Here is a 23,080-nt window from a genome sequence, read left to right on the forward strand (position 1 = left end):
GCCGAAACCGTTGGCGCTGTTTTCATACTTGGCGTCGTAGGTCAGCGCCAGTTGCGGATTATTGTCGCGGACCTTGATCGGCTCTTCTTTCAGGTAGGAATAAGCGACGTCGAAGGTCAGGTTATCCACTGGCGTCCAGCCGGCGCCCAAGCTGAACACCGTGCGATCGCCCGTAGGAATACGTACGGACCGGTCGGTGTTGTTGGTGGGCGTCTGGTCCACCGAAAAGCCGGTACGCAGCACCAGTTGCTTGTTCAACTGGTACGACAGGCCGATGGCGTGAGACCAGGTGTCATGCCAGTGCTGTTCTTCGGTGATGGAGTTCAGGCCGGCCAGTTCGGTGGCGAGGTCAGAGACGCCACTGTTGTTGATCGTAATCTTCTTCAACTGGCTCCAGCGGGTGTAGGTGCTGCCGACGTACAGGGTCCAGTCATCGTTGAGTTTATGGGTGACCGAGAAGTCCACGGACGACGGCGTGGTGACATCCAGCTTGGCGTCATACCGCTGCGGGCCGCCATCCACCAGGTCGGTGAGCACCCCCGAGGCGTTGGTTTTGCCCGACAGGTGATACACAACCTGCGAGTGGTAGGTCACACCAATGCGCGTGCTTTCAATCGGCTGCACCAGGATACCGGCGTTGAAACCGGTGGCGGTGTCGTCGCCCTTGACCTTCACGTTTTCCGTGCCGAGGCCAAATGCCGGGACCTTGGAGTCCAGTTCGCCACTGATACGGTTGAAGGTCGGACCGAAGCCCACCGAAACCTTGTCGTTGAAGGCATAGCTGACGGTTGGCTGCACGGTGATGACTTGAACCTTGCTTTTGTTGCCAAAGCCATTGCCCTGGAAGCTGTGTTCATAGTCGGTCACGAGGCCGAACGGCGCGTAGATTCCCAGGCCAAACGCCCAGTGTTCATCAATCGGCGTCACCAGGTAGCCCATCGGTACGGCGATGCCGGGGACCATATCGCCTTTGTTGGTGCCGGGGTTGTCCACGCCACCTTGGCTGGAACTGGCGTCCTTGATGTTCGACTTGGCATCCAGGTAGGTCGCCCCGATGCTCACTTCATTCTGCTTGAGGCGAGACATGCCCGCCGGGTTGCCGAACACCGTGCTGGCGTCATCCGCGGAGGAGGAACGCCCGGCGTAACCGGTCCCCATTGAACTGATGCTTTGTTCGTTGAGGGCGAAACCACCGGCAAACAAGGAAGTGGAGGCAAGGGAAATCGACAGCGCCAAAGCGCTCTTGAAGAGTTTTTTATTCATTATTAGAACTCGAATTATTGGGCAGCGAGAGGAAGCTACCAATCTTCGAGCGGGCAAATTATGAAGAGTTTTTCATGCGCAAAATTGTCCGACAATCCTATTTCTTTCAAAGACTTCGACGGTTTTTCCAGCACTTGTTCAGACCCCGGAACCTGAATATGACTGACGGGTTTTAATCTCGCCGTCACGCTTGGAGCATGCCGGATTGCCTGCCATCGAATAAGCGTGAAGGCGCTGGTGATATAAGTGTCGCAATGACATGATGACGGCCATTTAACACGCGTGGCAGCACTCAAATGAATAGCACTATCGGGACGGGTCCTGAGACAAACAGCCCACCTGAATCTGGCGAGAGTGATTTGTCCGCCGCGGGCCTCAACCACAGCGAAGCCTTCACCGAACGCGTGCTTGCCAGCATCAACGATTGCATCAAGGTGCTGGACCTCGACGCCCGCCTGACCTTCATGAGCGAAGGCGGCAAGCAGATCATGGAAGTCAGCGACTTCAATGCGATCCGCGGCTGCCCCTGGCCCGACTTCTGGCACGACCAGGGCAATCTCGATGCCAAGGCTGCCGTTGAGGCCGCCAAGGCCGGTCGCAATGCCAGCTTTGTCGGCGCTGCCCACACCCTGGCCGGCAACCTTAAATGGTGGCACGTGAACGTCAGCCCGATCATGGGCAGTGACGGCCTGCCGGAGAAAATCCTCTGCGTATCCCGGGACATCACGCCCCTGCGCGAAGCCGAAGAGTCCCTGCGCAAACTCAACGAGTCCCTGGAACAGCGGGTGGTCGAGCGCACTCGCGATCGCGACCGTATCTGGCGCCTGTCGCCGGACCTGATGCTGGTGGCACAACTCGACGGTGTGATCTCCGCCGTGAACCCGGCCTGGACACGCATGCTCGGCCACGCCGAAAACGACCTGGTGGGCAGCCAGTTGCTGGCCCTGGTTCACCCCGACGACCTGGCCGTCTCATCCTCGGCGGTCAGCCGTTTGGGCGATGGCAAGAACTTCCCCAATTTCAAGAACCGTTACCGCCACCAGGACGGCAGCTACCGCATGATCGCCTGGACGGCCGTGCCCGACAGCGACTACATCCACGCCGTGGGCCGCGACATCCAGGCTGAGGAAGAAGCCAAGGAAGCCCTGCGACTGTCGGAAGACGCCCTGCGTCAGTCACAGAAACTGGAAGCCATCGGCCAACTCACTGGCGGTGTCGCACATGATTTCAATAACCTGCTGACGGTGATCAAGTCCTGTGCCGACTTGCTCAAGCCACCTGCCCTGAGCGAAGCACGCCGCGTGAAATACGTGGAAGCCATCGCCAGCACGGTCGATCGCGCGGCCCGCCTGACGGCCCAGCTGCTCACATTCGCCCGCCGCCAGGCTTTGCGACCCGAGGTGTTCAACGTCGGCGAAAGTGTAAAGCGGGTGGGCGAGATGATGGACAGCCTGACCGGCTCGCGGGTCAAGGTAAGCATCCAGGTGCCTGACGACGCCTGCTTTATCAACGCCGACGAAAGCCAGTTCGATACCGCGCTGGTCAACATGGTGGTGAACGCCAGGGATGCCATGGCCGGCAACGGGCATTTGACCATCACCGTTTCGACGGCAACCTGGCTACCCTCGGTTCGCGCTCACCCGGTACGCGTCGCCGATTACGTGACCATCGAACTGGCGGACACCGGCTCGGGTATCCCGCCGGAAAAACTCGACGCGATCTTTGAGCCCTTCTACACCACCAAGGGTATCGGCCAGGGCACCGGCCTGGGCTTGTCCCAGGTGTACGGCTTCGCCAAGCAATCAGGCGGGGAAATCCTGGTGCAGAGCGAGTGCGGCAGGGGTAGCCAATTTACGCTGTACCTGCCCAAGGTCGAGCCAAGTGCCATGCCGGTACCTCAAGACACCAGCGTTTCGCCCATCGTCTCAGGCTTGTGCGTGCTGATGGTCGAGGACAACGCCGATGTGGGCCTGTACACCTCGCAAACCCTGGAGCAGATGGGCTTTCACGTGCTGTGGGTGCCGGATGCGAACAGCGCGCTGGAAGCCCTGGCCCCCAACCCGGAAAGCTTCCAGGTGGTGTTCTCCGATATCTCCATGCCCGGCATGAGTGGCCTGGAGTTGCTGGACGCAATCGAAGCCTTGTACCCATGGCTGCCGGTGGTGCTCACCACCGGCTACAACGACGAATACGCGCGTATCGCCCAGGAAGAGGCCAGCCGTTTTGTCTTGCTGCAAAAGCCGTATTCCACCGAGGTGCTGGCCCTGCTGTTGCAAAAAGTCGTCAAGAGCCGCCTGCCCCTGGTCGCACAAGGCTAGACCGCAGGCCGGGTCGTGTCCGGAACATTCCCCATCTCCAGGGCCAGATCCAGCCAGGCCCGCGCCGCCGGTGGCAAGTGCGCCTGTCGCCGCCAAGCCAGGGCGATGTGCCAATCAGTCTGGGGTTCGTCCAGCTGGATCAGGGCGATGCCGGCGTGCAGGTGTTTGTAAGCCAGCATGCTCGGTAGAAACGCGACACCCAGGCCCGCGGCAACCAGGTCGACGATAAAGTCGATCTGCGCACTGCGGGCGGTGATACGCGGGACTACGCCTCTGCGCTCGCAGGCCGTGAGAATGATCCGGTTAAGCGCAAACCCGGCCTCGAACAGAATAAAGGGCGAGTCAGCCAGGTCGGAAAAATCGACGCTTTTACGCCCGGCCAAAGGATGGTCGATCGGCATCACCACCATCAGTGGCTCGACGCGCACATCCTGATATTCAAATTCTCCCGCCACCGGTACCAGCAACGCGGCCAGGTCCACCTCCCCGGCCTCCAGGCATTCGCCCAACTTCTTGCTGCCATGCTCGATCAGCTCGATCTCGATTTCCGGATAACGCTGTCGATACAAGGCAAACATCGCCGCAAACAGCACCCCACTGCCCACCGGCGGCAAGCCGATGCGCAATACACCGCGCTTGAGCCCCAGCAAGTCGTTGATCTCGGCCACCAGGTCACTGCGCTCCGCCAGCAACACCAGCGCTCGGCGGTAGGCAATTTCGCCGGCGGCCGTGAGCTCGCTCTTGTGGCCGATGCGATTGAACAGCGGCGTGCCCAATTCATCTTCCAGAGTCTTGACCGCCTTGCTGACGGTAGACTGGGTGAGCGAAACCACCTCGGCTGCTTGTGAGAAGCTGCCCTGGCGAACTACTTCGACAAAGGCCAGCAACGTACGAAGGTTCATGAGTATTCCGTTTGCGACTTGATTCAAGTTGGAAAAGTTGTTTTTACCATGAAAGGCCTTTGTCTATCCTCACCCCACCGTTTTCTTCACTCGGGGCATCACTGTTCATGATCATTTCGTCTGCATCGGATTACCGCGAAGCCGCCCGCCGCAAACTGCCGCGTTTCCTGTTCGACTACATCGACGGCGGCGCCTACGCCGAACACACCCTCAGGGCCAACAGCTCGGACCTGTCGGATATCAGCCTGCGCCAGCGCATCCTGCGCAACGTCGAAAGCCTGAGCCTTGAAACCACGTTGTTCGACCAGCCATTGGCGATGCCGGTGGTCCTCAGCCCGGTGGGCCTGACCGGCATGTTTGCCCGGCGTGGTGAAGTCCAGGCGGCGAAGGCGGCAGCGAACAAGGGCATTCCGTTTTGCCTGTCGACCGTTTCCGTGTGCCCGATCGAGGAAGTGGCGTCCCAGAGCCCGCAATCGATCTGGTTTCAGCTGTATGTGCTGAAAGACCGCGGCTTCATGAAAAACGCCCTGGAGCGCGCCCAGGCCGCCGGGGTGAAAAACCTCGTGTTCACGGTCGACATGCCCACCCCCGGCGCGCGTTATCGCGATGCCCATTCGGGTATGTCCGGTGCCTACGGGCCGCAACGCCAAATCCTGCAGGCCATGACCAAACCAGCCTGGGCCTTCGATGTGGGCCTGCTGGGTCGCCCCCACGACCTGGGCAACATCTCCAAGTACCTGGGCAAGCCCACCCAACTGAAGGACTACATCGGCTGGCTGGCCAACAACTTCGACCCTTCCATCAGTTGGAAAGACCTGGAGTGGATCCGCGAATTCTGGAAAGGCCCGATGATCATCAAAGGCATCCTCGACCCACAGGATGCCAAGGACGCGGTGAGCTTTGGTGCCGACGGCATCGTCGTCTCCAACCACGGCGGGCGCCAGTTGGATGGCGTGCTGTCCACAGCCAAGGCACTGGCGCCTATCGTACAAGCCGTGGGCAGCGATCTGACGGTGCTGGTGGACTCCGGCGTACGCTCGGGGCTGGACGTGGTGCGCATGCTCGCGCTGGGCGCCAAGGGCGTTCTGCTGGGCCGTGCACAGGCTTACGCACTGGCCGCCGACGGGCAGCGTGGCGTGGAGAACCTGCTGGATATCTTCGCCAAGGAAATGCGCGTGGCCATGACGTTGACCGGAGTCACGTCGATCGCCCAGATCGATGAGTCGATCCTGGTGCGCAGCCAGGGTTGATCAGTGCAGCGACCTCGGAACATCCCTTCCGGGGTCGCCCACAGATATTTCTAAATGTTTCTTCATAAAGCCAAACCGTCATTAAACAGACACATTTCAGGAATTAAATCGTCACGTCCCAGGCAGGTGGAGTCCTCCACCTGCCCCCTTCCTTTGAGGTGTCGTCGTGATGTTGCTGACCAAAAAGAGTCTGTCAGTGTTGTTCACTGCCCTGTGCCTGAGTGGTGTCGCTCACGCCACTGACGTCACGGGCGCAGGCTCCAGTTTCGTCTACCCGGTGCTATCCAAGTGGTCCCAGGAATACAGCAAAAGCTCCAGTGACCGGATCAACTACCAGTCCATCGGCTCCGGTGGTGGTATCGCCCAGATCAAGGCGGCTACCGTGGACTTCGGTGCGTCCGACGCGCCGCTGTCGGCGGATGAACTGAAGGCCGGCGGCCTCGGCCAATTCCCAAGCGTGATTGGCGGCATCGTGCCGGTGATGAACGTCGAGGGCGTTGCAGCTGGCCAGCTGAAACTCGATGGTGATGTGCTGGCGAAGATCTTCCTCGGTGACATCAAGGCCTGGAACGACCCGGCGATTGCCGCCCTCAACCCCGGCTTGAAACTGCCGGGCGCGAATATCACCGTGGTCCACCGCTCGGACGGCTCGGGCACCTCGTACAACTTCACCAACTACCTCTCCAAGGTCAGTGATGGCTGGAAAACCAAAATCGGTTTCGGCACCACCGTGCCGTGGCCGGTCGGTGTGGGCGGCAAGGGTAACGAAGGTGTTTCGGCCTACGTGAAGCAGATCAAGAACTCCATCGGCTTTGTTGAATACGCCTACGCCCTGCAAAACAAGATGACCTACGCCTCACTGAAGAACGCGTCCGGCAAATTCGTCGAGCCCAACGCCAAGGCCTTCCAGGCAGCGGCTGATACTGCCGATTGGGCCAACGCCCATGACTTCAACCTGATCATGACCAACGCACCGGGCGAGAACGCGTGGCCGATCACGGCGACCACCTGGATCATCATGTACAAGCAGGCAAAAAACGCCGAGCAAAGCCAGGCCGCTTTCAACTTCTTCAAATGGTCGTTGGAAAAAGGTCAGCAGCAGGCTGCGGCATTGGACTACGTAGCGTTGCCCGATTCCCTCGTGACCCGGATCGAAGGTTACTGGAAGTCTGACTTCGCCCACTGATCCGCCTCTATAGCCCCCTTCCTCAAGCATCTGCATGCTTGAAGGAGGCGGGTGAGCACTTCTGATATGAACGACACCGTGCAACCCCTGGTTATGACTACTCACGCAAGCGACGTGTCGGGTGATAGCCGCGCCGCTCGCGATCAGCGCCACGATCTGTGGTTCAAACGCTCGATGTTCGGGGCCGCGATGCTGGTGCTGCTGCTCTTGGCAAGCATCGCCGCCTCCACCCTGTGGGGCGGTGGCCTGGCCTTCAAGACCTTCGGTTTCGGTTTCATCACCAGCACCGAGTGGGATGCGGTCAACAACCACTTCGGCGCCCTGGTACCGATCTACGGCACCTTGGTCACCTCGTTGCTGGCGTTGCTGATTGCGGTGCCGGTGAGTTTCGGCATCGCGATTTTCCTCACCGAAGTGGCGCCGCCCTGGCTCAGAATGCCGGTCGCCTCCGCCGTTGAATTGCTCGCGGGCATTCCCTCGATTATCTATGGCATGTGGGGCCTGTTTGTTTTCGGGCCCTTTATGGCTGAACACTTGTCACCCTGGATCAACGATTACCTGGGTGCGCTTCCGTTTATTGGATCGCTGTTCCAGGGGCCACCGCTGGGCATCGGGATGCTGACCGCCGGCATCGTGCTGGCGATCATGATCACGCCGTTCATCACGTCGGTGATGCATGAGGTTTTCCGCAGTGTGCCGACTCAATTGAAGGAGTCGGCCTACGCACTGGGCAGTACTACCTGGGAAGTGGTGTGGGACATCGTCCTGCCCTACACCCGTTCGGCAGTGGTCGGCGGGATCTTTCTCGGCCTCGGTCGCGCCCTGGGTGAAACCATGGCCGTCACCTTCGTGCTGGGCAACGCGCAACAGTTCTCCGCCTCGTTGCTGATGCCCAGCAGTTCCATCGCGTCCGTCATCGCCAACGAGTTCAGCGAGGCGTACACCGACCTGCATCGTTCGGCGCTGATCGCCCTGGGCTTCCTGCTGTTTATCGTGACATTCGTGGTGCTGGCACTGGCGCGGCTGATGCTCATGCGCCTGTCCCGCAAGGAGGGCCTATGAGCAGCAACGAACGCCTGTACCGCAAGCGTGCCTTGAAGAACCGGGTGGCCATGCTGCTCAGTTGTGGCGCGACAGTCTTTGGCCTGCTGTGGCTGGCGTGGATTCTGCTGACCACCATCATCAACGGCTTTCAGGCGCTCAACCTGCGCCTGTTTACCGAGATGACGCCGCCACCCGGAACAGACGGCGGCCTGGCCAACGCGTTTTATGGCAGCGCCCTGATGTCCGGGATTGCGCTGCTGATTGGCACGCCCATCGGACTGATGGCCGGTATCTGGCTGGCGGAATTCGCACGGCACTCGCGCCTGGGTACCACGGTGCGTTTCATCAACGACATCCTGCTGTCCGCGCCGTCGATCGTGCTGGGCCTGTTCATCTACACCGGGGTGATCCTGCCGCTGAACCTGCTGACCAATCACCAGGTAGGTTTCTCCGCCATTGCCGGTGCCCTGGCGCTGGCCTTGCTGGTGATTCCGGTGGTGGTGCGCACGACCGACGAGATGCTCCAACTGCAACCTTCCACCATGCGCGAAGCGGCCCTGGCCCTGGGCGTACCCCAGTGGAAACTGACGTTGCAGATCGTGTTGAGAGCGGCCAAGGCCGGCGTGGTGACCGGCATCCTGCTGGCGCTGGCGCGGATTACCGGGGAAACCGCGCCGCTGCTGTTCACCGCCTTCGGCAACCAGTTCTGGAGCAGCAACCTGCTCAAGCCGATTGCCAGCGTGCCGGTGGTTATTTTCCAGTACGCCATGAGCCCCTTCGATGACTGGCACTCCCTCGCATGGGCAGGCGCCTTGGTACTGACGATGTTCGTGCTGGTGCTGAGCTTGCTGTCTCGCCTGATTCTTTTGCGCAATAGGTCCCACTGATGCAATCGACCCGCCTTGATCCTGAAAAAACCAAAATCCGTGTCCGTGGGTTGGAGTTTTTCTACAACAACCAGCGTTCGCTGAAATCCATCGACATCGACATTCCGGAAAGACGCATCACCGCGATCATCGGCCCATCGGGCTGCGGCAAGTCGACCTTGCTGCGGGTGTTCAACCGTATCTACTCGATGTACCCGAAGCAGGAAGCCCGCGGTGAAGTGCTGCTCAATGGCGAAAACATCCTCGCCCCCGGCTATTCGATGAACCGCCTGCGCAGCCACGTCGGAATGGTCTTCCAGAAGCCGGTGCCGTTCCCGATGTCGATCTACGACAACATCGCCTATGCCGTGCGTCACCACGAAAAGCTGTCGCGCCGGGAAATGGATGATCGAGTCGAGCAAGCCTTGCGCGGCGGGGCGCTGTGGGATGAGGTGAAGGACAAACTCAAACAAAGCGCCCAGAGTCTTTCCGGCGGACAACAGCAACGCCTGTGCATCGCCCGCACCATTGCGCTGCGCCCACAGGTATTGCTGCTGGATGAACCGACCTCGGCGCTCGACCCGATTTCCACCGGGCGCATCGAGCAGTTGATCACCGAGCTGAAAGAGCAATACACGGTGATCATCGTGACCCACAACATGCAGCAGGCCGCGCGGGTATCCGACAGCACCGCGTTCATGTTCATGGGCGAACTGATTGAGCATGGCAATACGGATGAGATCTTCACCAAGCCGAAGATGAAACAGACCGAGGACTACATCACCGGGCGGTTTGGCTAGCTTTAACAAAAAAGCCGATCACTCTCTGTCGCGAGAGTGATCGGCTTTTTACTGGGCAAAAAAAAACCCGGAAATCCTCACTTGCGTGGGCCTTCCGGATTTTCTAAACCGCCAAAAATGGTGGGTCGTGTGGGATTCGAACCTACGACCAATTGGTTAAAAGCCAACTGCTCTACCAACTGAGCTAACGACCCGCTGTGTGGTGGCGCGTATAATACTGATTTCTAAGGATTATTCAACACCTTATTTAAAATAAATCAGAAATAACGCGTTGGGTCAGTAATTCCGGCCGCTTGGAAGCCCTCTGCACGCAGTCGGCAGCTGTCGCATTTCCCACAAGCGCGACCATCAGTGTCTGCCTGATAGCAGGAAACAGTCAGCGAGTAATCGACGCCAAGCCCTACGCCAGCCATCACGATATCGGCCTTGCTACGGTTCTGCAGCGGCGCCAGGATGCGAAAGCCCTGCCCTTCTACACCGGCCTTGGTCGCCAGGTTGGCCATGCGCTCGAACGACTCGATGTACTCGGGGCGGCAGTCCGGGTATCCGGCGTAGTCCAGGGCGTTGACGCCGATGAAGATGTCGCGGGCATTGAGCACCTCGGCCCAGCCGAGGGCCAGGGACAGGAAGACCGTGTTGCGTGCCGGCACGTAGGTCACCGGAATGCCTTCGCTGGGGCCTTGCGGCACGTCGATGGAGCTGTCGGTCAGCGCCGAGCCACCCATGCCGTCGAGATTCAGGCCGATCACCTTGTGCTCAACCGCGCCCAGGTCTCGGGCGACACGGGCGGCAGCGTTCAGTTCGGCACGGTGACGCTGGCCGTAGTCGAAGCTCATGGTGTAGCAGCTGTAGCCTTCTGCACGGGCCATGGCGACCACGGTCGCGGAGTCGAGGCCGCCGGACAGCAGGATCACCGCACGTTTTTGATCAGTCATCTCAGCGCCCCGGCTCATCGTTCCACAGGTACTTGTGCAGCTGCAGTTGCAGACGCACCGGAAGGTTGTCTGCAACGACCCAGTCGGCCAGGTCGCGAGCATTCAGGTCATGATGACTGGGGGAAAACAGCACTTCGCCGGCGCGGCGGTCCAGGCCATACTGGATCAGCTTGGAGGTCGCCCAGTCGTAGTCTTCACGGGAACAGATGACGAACTTGACCTGGTCGTTGGCCGTCAGCAGCTCGATGTTCTCGTAGCGGTTGCGGTGCACTTCCTTGGAGCCTGGGGTCTTGAGGTCGACGACTCGGCTGACCCGAGGGTCGACTGCAGAGATATCGAGGGCGCCGCTGGTTTCCAGGGACACCTCGTAACCGGCATCGCACAACTGCTTGAGCAAGGGAATGGCATTGGGCTGTGCCAGGGGCTCGCCACCCGTGACGCAGACATAACGCGGCCGGTAACCGGCCACCTGCTCAAGGATGTCTTCAAGGGTGCGCACGGTGCCGCCGCTGAAGGCGTAGGCGCTGTCGCAGTACTGGCAACGCAGCGGGCAACCGGTGAGGCGCACAAATACAGTGGGCAGCCCGGCAGTGCGCGTTTCACCCTGCAACGAGTAAAAAACTTCGGTGATACGTAATGTGTCTTGCATAGTCGCCACGGGCGTAACAGCTAAACAGGCTGTCCGCCTCCGTCAGGCACTTCAAGGAATTGCGCCAACGCGTAAACCCCAGGAAGCGTGTTTCATAAAAGGGCGTGGATTCTAACGAAAAAACCCGCGCAGGGCGCGGGTTTCTTCTGAACGGGTTGCGACGCTTACATGCGTTGCAGATCCCGCTGAGCCAACTGGGCCGCAGAGGTACCCGGATACTGGGCCACCACCTGCTGCAGAATGCCTTTGACCTTGTCGGTATGACCCAGGCGGCGTTCTACGTCAGCCAGTTTGTACAGCGAATCCGGCACCTTGGCGTGCTTGGGGTACAGCTGGCTGACCTTGGCAAATGCCTGGCCTGCGCCCTGCAGATCACCCTTGGCCAGGTTCACCTCACCCAACCAGTACTGGGCGTTGCCCGCGTACTGGCTGTTCGGGTATTTGCGCAGGAATGCGGTAAAAGCCTGGCTGGCCTTATCGAAATCCTTGGCTTTGATTAGGTCGAAGGCTGCATCGTAATACAGCTTTTCCTTCGCAGGATCACCCGGTTCGCTGCTGGCGGCAGGGGCTTGGCTCGCAGCCGCGGCCCCTGCCGCTGCACCACCGGCGGCGCTTGCGGCGCCACCGGCAGAAGAATTATCAGGAGTGGCGGCTGGTGTAACGCCGGCTCCAATGCGTCGATCAAGATCCTGGTAACGCTCCAGGCCTTCTTGCTTCAGCTGGTTCACTTGATTCTGCAGAACCTCAATCGTGCCTTGTTGCTGCGACAATTGATCCTGCATGCGTTGCAGCTGGTTGAACAGTTCGCCCTGTGCCGAAGGCGCGGCAGTTGCCGCGCCCCCGGCATAGGCGCCGTTCGTGCCATAACCCGCTGGCGGATAACTGCTCCCGCTATTGTTATAGCCAGAGTTGCTATCTTCCACAGGAACCGCAGCCCACACCGCAAGCGGTGCCAGGCTGAGAGCCAATACAGTTAGAGCACGACGGCACGTTCGCATGACGAATTACTTACGCAGTTCGACGCGACGGTTTTGAGCCCAGGACTGCTCGTCGTGGCCAGTAGCAACTGGACGCTCTTTACCGTAGGAAACCAGTTCCAGTTGGCCTGGAGCAACACCTTGCAGAACCAGGTAGCGCTGAACGGCTTTCGCACGACGCTCGCCCAGTGCCATGTTGTACTCACGAGTACCACGTTCGTCGGTGTTACCTTCCAGAACAACGCGAGCGCCGTTAGCTTTCAGGTCCTTCGCGTGAACGTCCAGAGCGCGCATGGCTTCTGGTTTCAGGTCCGAACTGTCGTATTCGAAGTAGAAAGTGGTGATAGCGCGCAGAGCAGCTTCTTCGCTCAGGGAGCCGTCAACTGCACCAGTGTTAGCGCCGTAACCAGCGTTTGGATCAACAGCTGCGCCTTCACCGGCATTGTCGCCGCCTTTAGACGAGCAACCAACGGCTACGGACAGAGCCAGAGCCAGAGCAGCAAACTTACCAAACTTCAGCATTTCCATCGTGAAACTCCTAATGAACCCCAGTGTGTTAAGTACTTCTTTTTGTAGCGCCGCGTCAGTTCAGGTAAGGGGACCAGGACGGTTCTCTGACTTCGCCTTGAGCGGTAGGAAGCGGGAGCCTTACGCGTCCATTAATGGACACGAGCATCAAGACTCCCCGGCCCTGCTGGCGGGTGGCGTAGATTACCATGGTGCCGTTGGGCGCAACAGTAGCTGACTCATCAAGGTTGGTATCTGTAAGGATTTTTACGGTTCCACGCTGCAAATCCTGGGCCGCAACCCGGAAATTAGTGAAACCATCCTGACGGTGAATCATCACCAACGTCTTTTCATCAGCCGAAAGCTTCGGTGCAGCGTTGTAGTTACCAATAAAGGTCACTCGTTCGGCGCCGCCGCCGTTGACGCTGGTTTTGTAGACTTGCGGCTTGCCGCCACGGTCGGAGGTGAAGTAGATGGTCGAGCCATCCTTGCCCCAGAACGGTTCGGTGTTGATGCCCGGGCCGCTGGTAACACGGCTCAGTTGGCGCGAAGCCATGTTCATCACGTAGATGTCCGGGTTGCCATCTTTGGACAGCACGAATGCCAGGCGTGAACCATCCGGCGACCAGGCTGGCGCGCCATTCAGGCCTTCGAAGTTGGTGATCTGCTCACGGCGACCGGTATCGATGTGCTGGACGAAGATCCGTGGACGCTTCTGTTCAAAGGACACGTAGGCGATACGCTTGCCATCTGGCGCGAAACGCGGCGACAGGATCGGCTCACGGGATTGCAGCAGCGTCACTGCACGAGCGCCGTCATAGTCGGAACGCTGCAAAGTGTAACGAGTGTTGTCTACCGAAAAACGCTCGGCCGTTACATAGAGCAAGCGCGTGGAGAAGGCACCCTTGATCCCGGTCAGTTTTTCAAACGACTGGTCGGAGATGTAGTGCGCCATGTCCCGCAGCTGATCCGTGGTGCCCGACACGCTGCCGGTCAGCACTTGCTGCTCGGTCGCGACGTTGAACAGGGTGTACTGGATCTGCAGGCGACCGCCGGCGGGCGTGATGCTGCCCACCATCAGGTACTGGGCGTTCAGCGCTTTCCAGTCACGGAAGATGACTTCGCTGGCCTGGGTCGGCTGGCTGATCATGTTGCCTTTGTCGATCGGTGCGTAGTAGCCGGAGTTGCGCAGGTCATCGCTGATGATCTGCGACATGTCGTCCGGCAGCACGCTGCCGCCCTGCCAGCCAAACGGCACAACGGCGATCGGGGTGGCCCGATCGCTACCGCTGGTGACCAGGATGTTCTTTTCATCCGCCGCCGCTATCCCTGCCATGCAGCAAATAACGACAAGCATTCCTCGAAGAAGGTTTCTCACAAGGCTAGATCCTCAGGTGTGAATGTCATCTTGAATGAACGGTAGGGAGCGAAGTCGCTTGGTTTCATTCCCTGCATCTCGGTCAACCGGCCAATGTTCTTGACCGCTGCTACCGCCGAACTGTCGAACGAACCGTCGCCACTGGACTTGGCCACGCTGACCGAAGTCACCGTACCGTCCGGCAACATGCCGATCTGCAGCACTACTGTCATGCCTTTACGTGCCGAAGGAGGACGGGTCCACCCTTCCGCTGCCCGTGAACGAATCAGGTCGTCGAAACTGCCCGCGACTTCATCACCACGTTCATCGGCCAAGGCTTGCTGGCGCTGCGGCGTGTCGGAAAGCAAATCGGCCAAGGCCTGGGCCTTTTTGTCTTCGGTCGATTTACGCGCTGCTTCCTGGGCCTTTTTCTTGGAGGCATCGGCAGCAGCTTTCTTCTTCGCATCGTCGGCGATCTTCTTCTTCGCCTCGTCAGCTTCAGCTTTCTTCTTGGCGTCGTCCGCGGCTTTCTTCTTCGCGTCTTCGACTATCTTTTTCTTCGCGTCTTCAGCGGCCTTTTTCTTGGCCTCTTCTTCGGCAGCCTTCTTGGCTTCTTCTTCAGATTTCTTCTTGGCTATATCAGCCAATTGTTTCTCTTCAGCCTTCTTGGCTTCGGCAGCTTTATCGGCTTTCTTGGCTTCATCAGCCTTTTGCGCCTCTGCAGCTTTCTTCGCCTCGTCAGCCTTTTTCGATTCCTCGGCCTTTTGAGCCGCCTCTTCTTTCTTTTGTTCCGCAGCAGCCTTCACCGCTTCCTGCTCGACCTTCTTCTGTTCCATCTGCTCGACTTCAGTCTGGCGCGCAGCCGACTTCTGGGCCTCACCCGCAATCTTCTGATTGGTCTGGGTGGTGGCCTGGCTTTTCGATTTCAGCTGATACAGGGTCGCCTGCACGATCGGCTTGGCTGGCGGCAGGTCCGGGGTCATGGCAAAGCTGACGAACAGCATGCCAAACACCAGGACGTGCAGGGCAATTGCCCAGACGCTAGGCCAGAAGTAGCTTTCCGAGGCGGACGGCTCTCGCTGTTGGTGCATCAGGGCGCCTCGGTAATCAAGCCAACATTACCGACCCCGGCCTTCTGCAGCCCGCCCATGGCGCCCATGACGGAGCCGTAGTCGACGACCTTGTCGCCGCGAATGAACACCTGGGTGTGCTTGCCACCTTCGTTGCCGGCGCGAATGATCTTGGTCACGGCATCAGTCATCTGCGGCAAGGTCATGGCCTTGTCCTGCTGTTTCTGAGTGTCGACTTCGCTGCCAAGGTTCCAGTAATAGGTCTTGTCAGCCTTGATCGAAATGGTCAGGACCTGGGTGTTGTTGTCCTGCGGCAAGGCTTCGCTGGAAACCTTGGGCAGATCAACCTTCACGCCCTGATTGAGCATCGGCGCGGTCACCATGAAGATAACCAGCAGCACCAGCATCACGTCGATGTAAGGCACTACGTTCATCTCGGCGACCGGCTTGCGCTTTTTGCGAGCTCGAGCGATTAAAGCCATTGGGAATTACCTGCTTATTCTTCGCTGGTGTGCACTTTACGGTGCAGGATCGCCTGGAATTCATCGGCGAAGGTGTAGTAACGGCTGATCAAGGTTTCGCCACGAGCGGCAAAACGGTTGTAGGCGATTACTGCGGGAATAGCTGCGAACAGACCGATGGCGGTGGCGATCAGCGCTTCGGCGATACCCGGGGCCACGGTGGCCAGGGTCGCTTGCTGGGCCTGGGCCAGGCCGCGGAAGGAGTTCATGATCCCCCATACGGTACCGAACAGGCCGATATACGGGCTGACGGAACCGACGGTGGCGAGGAACGGCAGGCTTTGCTCAAGCTTTTCTTCTTCGCGGGAGATGGCGACGCGCATGGCACGGGCCACGCCTTCCATGACCGCTTCCGGGTCAACGCCTGGCTGCTGGCGCAGACGGGAGAATTCCTTGAAGCCGGCGCGGAAGATCTGCTCGACGCCCGAATCCGGGTCCGGGTTGCTGCCCGCCTGGCGGTACAGCTTGGACAGGTCGATACCCGACCAGAAGCGCTCTTCGAAGCTCTCCAGGGCACGTCGACCAGCACGCAGCAGGTTGCTGCGCTGAAAAATCATGACCCAAGAGGTAACCGATGCGGCTACCAGGACCAGCATCACCAGTTGAACCACGACACTGGCATTGCTGACCAGGCTCCACATGGAGGAATGGTCGACGACGGTAGGTTCCACGCTAAATCTCCTGCTCTGAATGTTTACCCGCGCCGCTCACGCCGGCAAAGGCCGCGCGTAGAGTTTCGGGAATGGCCCGGGGTTTCAAACTATTGGTGCGAACACAGGCCACCAGGAACTGCCCCTCACAGAGCAGCGTTGCATCCGTAGCCCGCCTGACCTGCTGTTTAAAGCGCAGGCTGGCACGGTTCAATTCGGTTATTTCTGCGCTGACCAGCAGCTCGTCGTCCAGTCGCGCCGGCGCGTGGTAACGCGCCTCGCTGGAATGCACGACAAACAACAGGTCCTCCCCTGCCAGCTGGGATTGGGCAAAGCCCAGCTCCCGTAGCCGCTCGGTTCGAGCCCGCTCCATGAACTTTAGGTAATTGACGTAATAAACGATGCCGCCAGCATCGGTGTCCTCGTAATAAACGCGACAGCGATGTGCGAACGACTGATCCCCGTTTTGCGCGCGCATACTCTAGTGCTTACTCCTCAGGTTGCCAATCCGGCCAGGCAACTGTTTTTCATTCTGTGGCACATTTCTAACGAAAGAATGACGACGCCAGCCACTAGGACAGCACAAACTCCGAATAAATCGAATCGCCAAGCGTTTTTAATCGTCTACTGCATCGAGGAATTCGTCTACTACGGGCATCTCGCCCAATCGTGACGGAATGTTTAACCCAAAGTGCAGATACGCATGCCGGGTGACCACACGCCCCCTTGGCGTGCGCATGATGTAGCCCTGCTGAATCAGATACGGCTCCAGTACATCCTCAATCGTATGCCGCTCTTCGCTGATGGCGGCGGCGAGGCTGTCCACGCCCACCGGGCCGCCGTCGAACTTCTCGATCATGGTCAACAGCAGGCGCCGGTCCTGGTGATCAAAGCCATGCTCATCCACATCCAGCAGGTTCAGCGCCAGGTCTGCCACGGGCTTGGTGATATGCCCCTTGGCCCGCACTTCGGCAAAGTCGCGCACCCGGCGCAGCAGACGGTTGGCAATCCGCGGGGTACCACGGGCGCGGCGGGCGATTTCAAAGGCGCCTTCCGGGTCCAGGGGCAAGCCAAGGATGCTCGCCGAACGGCTGACGATGGTGGCCAGATCCGCCGTGCTATAGAACTCTAGACGTTGAACAATCCCGAAACGGTCTCGCAGCGGGTTGGTCAGCATGCCCGCACGGGTGGTCGCACCCACCAGCGTGAACGGTGGCAGGTCGAGCTTGATCGAGCGCGCCGCCGGGCCTTCACCGATCATGATGTCCAGTTGGAAGTCTTCCATGGCCGGGTACAGTACTTCCTCGACGATGGGCGAAAGCCGGTGGATCTCGTCGATAAACAGTACGTCGTGGGGCTCCAGGTTGGTCAGCAGCGCCGCCAGGTCGCCCGGGCGCTCCAGCACGGGGCCGGAGGTGGACTTGATCGACACGCCCATTTCCTGCGCGATGATGTTGGCCAGGGTGGTCTTGCCGAGCCCGGGCGGGCCGAAGATCAACGTGTGGTCCAGGGACTCGCTGCGCCCGCGCGCGGCCTGGATGAACAGCTCCATCTGCTCGCGCACGGTGGGCTGGCCGATGTATTCGGCAAGGCTCAGGGGGCGAATCGCCCGGTCCTGGATTTCTTCACGATCACGAGGCCCGGTGGCCGCGATCAGACGATCAGCTTCAATCACTTAAATCATTCCCTTCAGGGCGCGGCGGATCATGTCTTCGCTGCTCAGGTTCTTGTCCTTGATGGCTGACACGGCCTTGCTCGCCTCTTGCGGCTTGTAGCCCAGGGAGATCAGCGCGCTGACCGCATCGCTTTCAGCGCTGGCCACCGGCACACCCGGCGCATCAGGCTGGTTGGGCACCAGGGCAAACATGCTCGGCACAACCTCCCAGGCCTTGAAGCGGTCTTTGAGCTCCACCAGCAGGCGCTCGGCGGTTTTCTTGCCAACGCCCGGTACCTTGGTCAGCGCGGACGTGTCCTGGGCCGACACACAGCGCACCAATTCATCCACTTCCAGGCTCGACATCAGCGCCAGCGCCAGCTTCGGCCCCACGCCGTTGAGGCGGATCAGCTCACGGAAAAAATCCCGGTCACGCTTGCCAACGAACCCATAGAGCAATTGCGCGTCTTCGCGCACCACCAGGTGAGTGTGCAGGGTCAGCGGTTCACCGACCGACGGTAAGCGGTAGAGGGTGGTCATGGGCACTTCAAGCTCATAACCCAGCCCGTTTACATCCAGAATCAGGTGCGGTGGCTGTTTCTCAGCCAGGGTGCCGCGCAAGCGTCCAATCACGTTCGAATCCTTAAGAATCGGCTCAAATCAAGGCCTGGCCGGTAATAACGCGGGCATGCCGGCCGACAGCACAGGCCGTTCATGCACCCCACGCAGAATGAATGCGCTGATGCTATCAGAGACGCAGCCGGCCGCCACGACTGCGTGCGGTCCCCAAGCCATGGGGCATCAGGCTGGAACGGGTATGGGCATGGCAAATGGCAATGGCCAGGGCGTCGGAGGCATCGATTTGCGGTTTGGCGGTGAGTTTGAGCATGTGCATGACCATCATCATCACCTGCTCTTTATTGGCAGCACCGGTACCGACCACGGCTTGCTTGACCTGGGTCGCGGTGTATTCAGCGATCTCCATGCCCTCCTCGGCTCCGGCCACAATGGCCGCACCGCGGGCCTGGCCGAGCTTCAGGGCGGAGTCGGCGTTTTTCGCCATGAACACTTTTTCGATGCCCATGGTCACTGGCCCATAGGTCTGGATCACTTCACGCACGCCGCGATACACGATCTGCAAGCGCTCGGCCAACTCGCCGGCGCCGGTACGGATACAGCCCGACGCCACGTACACGCAGCCTCGCGGGGTCTGTTGGACCACGCCAAAGCCGGTGATTCGCGAACCGGGGTCGATACCTAGGATTAGAGTCATAACGCCTGCAGTTGGATAAAAAATTCTTGATATAGCCAAGATCAAAATGTGGGAGCGGGCTTGCTCGCGAAGGCGGTGTATCAGTCACCGTATTGACTGACTGACACGCCGCCTTCGCGAGCAAGCCCGCTCCCACATTAGATCTGCATCATCCTTCAGCCTAGCTGTTCAGCCACCGATTCCGGAATATCGGCATTGGAATAGACGTTCTGCACGTCATCCAGGTCTTCAAGCATGTCGAGCATCTTGAGTACCTTCTGCGCCCCGTCCAGGTCCAGCTCGGCGCTGGTAGTCGGCAGCATCACGATTTCCGCGTCGGTGCCTTTGAAACCAGCCGCTTCCAGGGCGTTACGCACCGAATAGAAGCCCGCGAACGAGGTGAACACGTCGATGGAACCGTCTTCGTTGGTCACCACGTCGTCGGCATCGGCCTCCATTGCCGCCTCAATCAGCGCATCTTCATCCACGCCAGGCGCGAAGGAAATCTGCCCCTTGCGCTCAAACAGGTAGGCCACCGAACCGTCAGTGCCGAGGTTGCCGCCACATTTGCTGAACGCATGGCGCACGGCAGCCGCGGTACGGTTGCGGTTGTCGGTCATGCACTCGACCATCACCGCCACGCCACCCGGGCCGTAGCCTTCGTAGCTCAACTCGACCATGTCGTCTGTATCGGCCGCACCGGCACCACGGGCCACGGCGCGGTCGATGATGTCGCGGCTCATGTTGGCGCCGAGGGCTTTGTCCAGGGCCAGGCGCAGGCGCGGGTTGGAACCCGGGTCACCGCCACCCTGGCGCGCGGCAACGGTCAGCTCGCGAATCCACTTGGTGAAGATCTTGCCTTTCTTGGCATCCTGACGCTCTTTGCGGTGCTTGATGTTCGCCCACTTGGAATGGCCAGCCATAACACAACTCCGAAATTCTGTAGAAACCTGTCGAGCCCGCCCCAGGCGGGACTTCCCTCTTTAACGTGCAGCCCTTGTAACGCAAAGGCGCATCCGAAGATGCGCCCTTAGCTGACAATGTAAAACCTTATCGCGCTTTCACGCTGCGGCCTTACTCAGCCTTTGGTGTCTCGCGCAGACGGATATGCAGCTCGCGCAGTGCCTTGGCATCCACCACACCCGGCGCTTGCGTCATGACGTCGGCAGCACTTTGGGTTTTCGGGAAGGCAATCACTTCACGGATCGACTGGGCACCGGTCATCAGCATCACCAGACGGTCCAGGCCGAAGGCCAGGCCGCCATGGGGTGGCGCGCCGTATTTCAGGGCGTCGAGCAGGAAGCCGAACTTCTCTTGCTGCTCATCTTCGTTGATGCCCAGCAGGCGGAAGACCGATTGCTGCATTTCCTTGCGGTGGATACGGATCGAACCGCCACCCAGCTCGGTGCCGTTGAGCACCATGTCGTAGGCACGGGACAGAGCGCCAGCCGGGTTGGCTTCCAGCTCTTGCGGCGTGCACTTCGGCGCGGTGAACGGGTGGTGCAGTGCGCTGAAGCTGCCGTCGTCGTTTTCTTCGAACATCGGGAAGTCGACAACCCACATCGGCGCCCACTGGCAGGTCAGCAGGTTCAGGTCGTTGCCGACCTTGATCCGCAGTGCACCCAGCGCTTCGCTGACGATCTTCGACTTGTCGGCACCGAAGAACACGATGTCGCCGTCAACCGCGCCAACACGATCCAGGATCACATTGAGGTTGGCTTCAGGGATGTTCTTGACGATTGGCGACTGCAGGCCTTCAACGCCCTTGGCGCGCTCGTTGACCTTGATGTACGCCAGGCCCTTGGCACCGTAGATGCCGACGAACTTGGTGTAGTCGTCGATCTGCTTGCGCGGCATGCTCGCAGCGCCAGGCACGCGCAGTGCGGCGATACGGCATTTCGGGTCGTTGGCCGGGCCGCTGAACACCTTGAAGTCGACATCTTTCAGTTGGTCTTCAACGTCAACCAGTTCCAGCGGGTTACGCAGGTCTGGCTTGTCGGAACCGTAGCGGCGCATGGCTTCTTCGAAGGTCATGTGCGGGAATTCGCCGAACTCCAGGTTCAGCACTTCCTTGAACAGGTTGCGGATCATCTGCTCGGTGATGCCCATGATCTCTTTTTCATCGAGGAAACTGGTCTCGATGTCGATCTGGGTGAATTCCGGCTGGCGGTCGGCCCGCAGGTCTTCGTCACGGAAGCACTTGGCGATCTGGTAGTAACGGTCGAAGCCGGCGACCATCAGCAGTTGCTTGAACAGCTGTGGCGATTGCGGCAGGGCGAAGAAGGAACCGGCATGGGTACGGCTCGGCACCAGGTAGTCGCGGGCGCCTTCCGGGGTAGCACGGGTCAGGATCGGCGTCTCGACGTCGAGGAAGCCGTTCTCGTCGAGGAAGCGACGGATGCTGGTGGTCATGCGCGAACGCAGGCGCAGCTTCTCGGCCATTTCCGGGCGACGCAGGTCCAGGAAGCGATAACGCAGGCGGGTTTCTTCGCCAACGTCAGAGAACTCGTTCAGCGGGAACGGCGGAGTTTCCGACTCGTTCAGCACTTCCAGTTCGTAACCCAGCACTTCGATCATGCCCGACGCCATGTTGGCGTTGGTGGCACCGGCCGGACGCAGGCGAACCTTGCCGGTGATCTTCACGACGTACTCGCTGCGCACGCGATCGGCGGCGGCGAAGCTCTCGGCGCGGTCCGGATCGAACACCACCTGGGCCAGACCATCACGATCACGGATATCGAGGAAGATCACCCCGCCGTGGTCGCGGCGACGGTGAACCCATCCGCAAAGGGTGATTTCCTGACCTTCCAGGGTCTCGTTCAGTTGGCCGCAATAGTGGCTGCGCATCATGATAGTGGTTTCGCTTCTCGTAATTCGAAATTCGGTGGAGGCCCGCCTCATCACCGTACAGCTAAGTCAGGTGACGGATAATGCAGGAGCCTGCGCGTAGAGTTCAACTCAGTCTGCTTTGTCGCCGCCGGCCAGATTCTTCTTCGAACCGGTCTTGAAGTCGGTCTCGTACCAACCGTTGCCACTCAGGCGAAAGCCCGGCATGGACAACATCTTCTTGAGCTCCGGTGCCTGGCAGGCAGGGCAATCGACCAGCGGCGCTGCGCTGATCTTTTGAATGGCTTCCAACTGATGACCACAGGAAGCGCATTGATAGTCGTACATGGGCATGGAGATGTCTCGGCGATCAGATCATTACTGCGCCACGCCCTGCCCTGGCTCTATCCTGTGGGAAAGTCCCGGCATGCGCAGCAAAGCCCGGGATTATATCTGGTAAATCGAGGCTGTGCAGCCGTAGCGGCGCGCTGCTCTTTATATAGATGACTGCAGCAGGCTTCTGCCGGGCGCCCGAGCCGGGGCAATCCCGGGACGGGCGCCCGGCACAAGGTTCATGCAGGGTCCGGCTGGACACTGGGCGCGACAAGCCGCCCTTTCAATACATGCACCACGCAAACCACCCTGACCAGACCGCTGAAGTTCTTTACACCGCCATAACGCAAGTGCACTTCCCGGTCCACGTAAGACAGCAGCGCACTGACCGAACACGTATTGATCCTGGCGATCTCCGCGAGGATATTCCAATACACCTCTTCGAGCCGCAAACACGTCGAAAAACCATTAAGCCGAACCGATCGGGACAATGGCCTGGCCAAGTTCATATCGAACCCCTTGGCAAAGGGATCTACCTTTATCTTGTGCAATCCGCACGTTTCCATAACTCCATTACCTGCTCCGCGTGACATACACTTGACACTCCATTGCCTGACGGCCACTCATGTTCTCGTTGGCCGTTGAGCTATAAAACATCAAGACGACAAGTGCAGCCAGAAGACAGGGAGCCGATCACCGTAGGACAAGCCAACGCGCGTA

24 protein-coding genes and 1 tRNA gene are annotated in these 23,080 nt (G+C 59.6%); 6 read left to right on the plus strand and 19 right to left on the minus strand.

The window, feature by feature from the left end:
- A partial coding sequence (locus HX846_RS01365) for an OmpP1/FadL family transporter (RefSeq protein ID WP_178964826.1) occupies positions 1–1,263 on the minus strand: 1,263 nt, incomplete at its 3' end.
- A 359-nt stretch (positions 1,264–1,622) separates the two neighbouring features.
- On the opposite strand from HX846_RS01365, the gene HX846_RS01370 reads away from it, so the two are divergent.
- On the plus strand, positions 1,623–3,581 hold the full coding sequence (locus HX846_RS01370; RefSeq protein ID WP_177028598.1) for a PAS domain-containing sensor histidine kinase: 1,959 nt from the start codon (positions 1,623–1,625) through the stop codon (positions 3,579–3,581).
- Here HX846_RS01370 and HX846_RS01375 read toward each other — a convergent pair.
- The gene (locus HX846_RS01375; protein ID WP_003209844.1) at positions 3,578–4,483 is read right to left on the minus strand and encodes a LysR family transcriptional regulator; all 906 of its coding nucleotides are present in this window, start codon (positions 4,481–4,483) and stop codon (positions 3,578–3,580) included. The two genes, HX846_RS01370 and HX846_RS01375, sit on opposite strands and share 4 nt — an antisense overlap.
- Positions 4,484–4,590: 107 nt before the next feature.
- Between HX846_RS01375 and lldD the strand changes: the two genes are divergently transcribed.
- The 5 genes from lldD to pstB all read left to right on the plus strand — a co-directional run bounded on the left by lldD (position 4,591) and on the right by pstB (position 9,629).
- Positions 4,591–5,733: an FMN-dependent L-lactate dehydrogenase LldD gene (lldD, locus tag HX846_RS01380; RefSeq protein ID WP_003209842.1), complete on the plus strand. Its 1,143-nt coding sequence runs from the start codon at positions 4,591–4,593 to the stop codon at positions 5,731–5,733.
- A gap of 169 nt (positions 5,734–5,902) precedes the next feature.
- Positions 5,903–6,919, plus strand: a complete 1,017-nt coding sequence (pstS, locus tag HX846_RS01385; protein WP_003209841.1) for a phosphate ABC transporter substrate-binding protein PstS — start codon at positions 5,903–5,905, stop codon at positions 6,917–6,919.
- A 66-nt stretch (positions 6,920–6,985) separates the two neighbouring features.
- The gene (gene pstC / locus HX846_RS01390) at positions 6,986–7,981 is read left to right on the plus strand and encodes a phosphate ABC transporter permease subunit PstC (protein ID WP_003209839.1); all 996 of its coding nucleotides are present in this window, start codon (positions 6,986–6,988) and stop codon (positions 7,979–7,981) included.
- The gene (gene pstA, locus HX846_RS01395) at positions 7,978–8,850 is read left to right on the plus strand and encodes a phosphate ABC transporter permease PstA (RefSeq protein ID WP_003209837.1); all 873 of its coding nucleotides are present in this window, start codon (positions 7,978–7,980) and stop codon (positions 8,848–8,850) included. Before pstC ends, pstA begins: the two co-directional genes overlap by 4 nt.
- The gene (gene pstB, locus HX846_RS01400; RefSeq protein WP_178964827.1) at positions 8,850–9,629 is read left to right on the plus strand and encodes a phosphate ABC transporter ATP-binding protein PstB; all 780 of its coding nucleotides are present in this window, start codon (positions 8,850–8,852) and stop codon (positions 9,627–9,629) included. Before pstA ends, pstB begins: the two co-directional genes overlap by 1 nt.
- Before the next feature lie 118 nt (positions 9,630–9,747).
- On the opposite strand, the gene HX846_RS01405 is transcribed toward pstB, so the two are convergent.
- The 17 genes from HX846_RS01405 to HX846_RS01485 all read right to left on the minus strand — a co-directional run bounded on the left by HX846_RS01405 (position 9,748) and on the right by HX846_RS01485 (position 22,953).
- Positions 9,748–9,823: transfer RNA gene (locus HX846_RS01405), tRNA-Lys, on the minus strand.
- 63 nt (positions 9,824–9,886) lie between these two features.
- Complete coding sequence (queC, locus tag HX846_RS01410) at positions 9,887–10,564, minus strand: 7-cyano-7-deazaguanine synthase QueC (protein WP_177009706.1); 678 nt, start codon at positions 10,562–10,564, stop codon at positions 9,887–9,889.
- A gap of 1 nt (position 10,565) precedes the next feature.
- Positions 10,566–11,213 carry a 7-carboxy-7-deazaguanine synthase QueE gene (queE, locus tag HX846_RS01415; RefSeq protein ID WP_003209831.1) on the minus strand — a complete coding sequence of 216 codons (648 nt, stop codon included), beginning with the start codon at positions 11,211–11,213 and terminating at the stop codon, positions 10,566–10,568.
- A gap of 164 nt (positions 11,214–11,377) precedes the next feature.
- Positions 11,378–12,211 carry a tol-pal system protein YbgF gene (gene ybgF, locus HX846_RS01420; protein ID WP_023659229.1) on the minus strand — a complete coding sequence of 278 codons (834 nt, stop codon included), beginning with the start codon at positions 12,209–12,211 and terminating at the stop codon, positions 11,378–11,380.
- Positions 12,212–12,217: 6 nt separating this feature from the next.
- On the minus strand, positions 12,218–12,718 hold the full coding sequence (gene pal / locus HX846_RS01425; RefSeq protein ID WP_003209827.1) for a peptidoglycan-associated lipoprotein Pal: 501 nt from the start codon (positions 12,716–12,718) through the stop codon (positions 12,218–12,220).
- Positions 12,719–12,773: 55 nt separating this feature from the next.
- The gene (gene tolB, locus HX846_RS01430; RefSeq protein WP_032868196.1) at positions 12,774–14,054 is read right to left on the minus strand and encodes a Tol-Pal system beta propeller repeat protein TolB; all 1,281 of its coding nucleotides are present in this window, start codon (positions 14,052–14,054) and stop codon (positions 12,774–12,776) included.
- A gap of 17 nt (positions 14,055–14,071) precedes the next feature.
- The gene (tolA, locus tag HX846_RS01435) at positions 14,072–15,145 is read right to left on the minus strand and encodes a cell envelope integrity protein TolA (RefSeq protein ID WP_003209823.1); all 1,074 of its coding nucleotides are present in this window, start codon (positions 15,143–15,145) and stop codon (positions 14,072–14,074) included.
- Entirely contained in the window at positions 15,145–15,597 is a 453-nt protein-coding gene (gene tolR, locus HX846_RS01440; RefSeq protein WP_161635741.1) for a protein TolR, read from the minus strand. Before tolR ends, tolA begins: the two co-directional genes overlap by 1 nt.
- Before the next feature lie 23 nt (positions 15,598–15,620).
- A complete protein-coding gene (gene tolQ / locus HX846_RS01445; RefSeq protein ID WP_003209819.1) occupies positions 15,621–16,316 on the minus strand; it encodes a protein TolQ in 696 nt (231 codons plus the stop codon).
- A gap of 1 nt (position 16,317) precedes the next feature.
- On the minus strand, positions 16,318–16,773 hold the full coding sequence (ybgC, locus tag HX846_RS01450) for a tol-pal system-associated acyl-CoA thioesterase (protein WP_008432379.1): 456 nt from the start codon (positions 16,771–16,773) through the stop codon (positions 16,318–16,320).
- A 138-nt stretch (positions 16,774–16,911) separates the two neighbouring features.
- A complete protein-coding gene (gene ruvB, locus HX846_RS01455) occupies positions 16,912–17,970 on the minus strand; it encodes a Holliday junction branch migration DNA helicase RuvB (protein ID WP_003209815.1) in 1,059 nt (352 codons plus the stop codon).
- On the minus strand, positions 17,971–18,582 hold the full coding sequence (gene ruvA, locus HX846_RS01460) for a Holliday junction branch migration protein RuvA (protein ID WP_003209814.1): 612 nt from the start codon (positions 18,580–18,582) through the stop codon (positions 17,971–17,973).
- Between the two features lie 115 nt (positions 18,583–18,697).
- A complete protein-coding gene (gene ruvC, locus HX846_RS01465; protein WP_003209812.1) occupies positions 18,698–19,222 on the minus strand; it encodes a crossover junction endodeoxyribonuclease RuvC in 525 nt (174 codons plus the stop codon).
- A gap of 155 nt (positions 19,223–19,377) precedes the next feature.
- Positions 19,378–20,124, minus strand: a complete 747-nt coding sequence (locus HX846_RS01470; protein WP_003209810.1) for a YebC/PmpR family DNA-binding transcriptional regulator — start codon at positions 20,122–20,124, stop codon at positions 19,378–19,380.
- Between the two features lie 151 nt (positions 20,125–20,275).
- The gene (aspS, locus tag HX846_RS01475) at positions 20,276–22,051 is read right to left on the minus strand and encodes an aspartate--tRNA ligase (RefSeq protein WP_003209808.1); all 1,776 of its coding nucleotides are present in this window, start codon (positions 22,049–22,051) and stop codon (positions 20,276–20,278) included.
- Positions 22,052–22,159: 108 nt separating this feature from the next.
- Positions 22,160–22,381, minus strand: a complete 222-nt coding sequence (locus tag HX846_RS01480; protein WP_003209804.1) for an FmdB family zinc ribbon protein — start codon at positions 22,379–22,381, stop codon at positions 22,160–22,162.
- 218 nt (positions 22,382–22,599) lie between these two features.
- A complete protein-coding gene (locus tag HX846_RS01485) occupies positions 22,600–22,953 on the minus strand; it encodes a ribbon-helix-helix domain-containing protein (protein WP_043225921.1) in 354 nt (117 codons plus the stop codon).
- Positions 22,954–23,080: the final 127 nt, after the last annotated feature.

Source organism: Pseudomonas sp. K5002, from assembly GCF_013386655.1.
In the GTDB taxonomy this organism is placed as follows: domain Bacteria; phylum Pseudomonadota; class Gammaproteobacteria; order Pseudomonadales; family Pseudomonadaceae; genus Aquipseudomonas.

Bases quoted from the DNA above. Each gene is read 5' to 3' on its own strand.
- ybgC (WP_008432379.1), bottom strand. From the start codon at position 16,773: ATGCGCGCGCAAAACGGGGATCAGTCGTTCGCACATCGCTGTCGCGTT.
- pstA (WP_003209837.1), top strand. From the start codon at position 7,978: ATGAGCAGCAACGAACGCCTGTACCGCAAGCGTGCCTTGAAGAACCGG.
- pstB (WP_178964827.1), top strand. From the start codon at position 8,850: ATGCAATCGACCCGCCTTGATCCTGAAAAAACCAAAATCCGTGTCCGT.
- tolA (WP_003209823.1), bottom strand. From the start codon at position 15,145: ATGCACCAACAGCGAGAGCCGTCCGCCTCGGAAAGCTACTTCTGGCCT.
- HX846_RS01485 (WP_043225921.1), bottom strand. From the start codon at position 22,953: ATGTCACGCGGAGCAGGTAATGGAGTTATGGAAACGTGCGGATTGCAC.
- pstS (WP_003209841.1), top strand. From the start codon at position 5,903: ATGTTGCTGACCAAAAAGAGTCTGTCAGTGTTGTTCACTGCCCTGTGC.
- ybgF (WP_023659229.1), bottom strand. From the start codon at position 12,211: ATGCGAACGTGCCGTCGTGCTCTAACTGTATTGGCTCTCAGCCTGGCA.
- queC (WP_177009706.1), bottom strand. From the start codon at position 10,564: ATGACTGATCAAAAACGTGCGGTGATCCTGCTGTCCGGCGGCCTCGAC.
- pstC (WP_003209839.1), top strand. From the start codon at position 6,986: ATGAACGACACCGTGCAACCCCTGGTTATGACTACTCACGCAAGCGAC.
- ruvC (WP_003209812.1), bottom strand. From the start codon at position 19,222: ATGACTCTAATCCTAGGTATCGACCCCGGTTCGCGAATCACCGGCTTT.
- aspS (WP_003209808.1), bottom strand. From the start codon at position 22,051: ATGATGCGCAGCCACTATTGCGGCCAACTGAACGAGACCCTGGAAGGT.
- lldD (WP_003209842.1), top strand. From the start codon at position 4,591: ATGATCATTTCGTCTGCATCGGATTACCGCGAAGCCGCCCGCCGCAAA.
- tolB (WP_032868196.1), bottom strand. From the start codon at position 14,054: ATGCTTGTCGTTATTTGCTGCATGGCAGGGATAGCGGCGGCGGATGAA.
- HX846_RS01480 (WP_003209804.1), bottom strand. From the start codon at position 22,381: ATGCCCATGTACGACTATCAATGCGCTTCCTGTGGTCATCAGTTGGAA.
- HX846_RS01375 (WP_003209844.1), bottom strand. From the start codon at position 4,483: ATGAACCTTCGTACGTTGCTGGCCTTTGTCGAAGTAGTTCGCCAGGGC.
- queE (WP_003209831.1), bottom strand. From the start codon at position 11,213: ATGCAAGACACATTACGTATCACCGAAGTTTTTTACTCGTTGCAGGGT.
- pal (WP_003209827.1), bottom strand. From the start codon at position 12,718: ATGGAAATGCTGAAGTTTGGTAAGTTTGCTGCTCTGGCTCTGGCTCTG.
- HX846_RS01470 (WP_003209810.1), bottom strand. From the start codon at position 20,124: ATGGCTGGCCATTCCAAGTGGGCGAACATCAAGCACCGCAAAGAGCGT.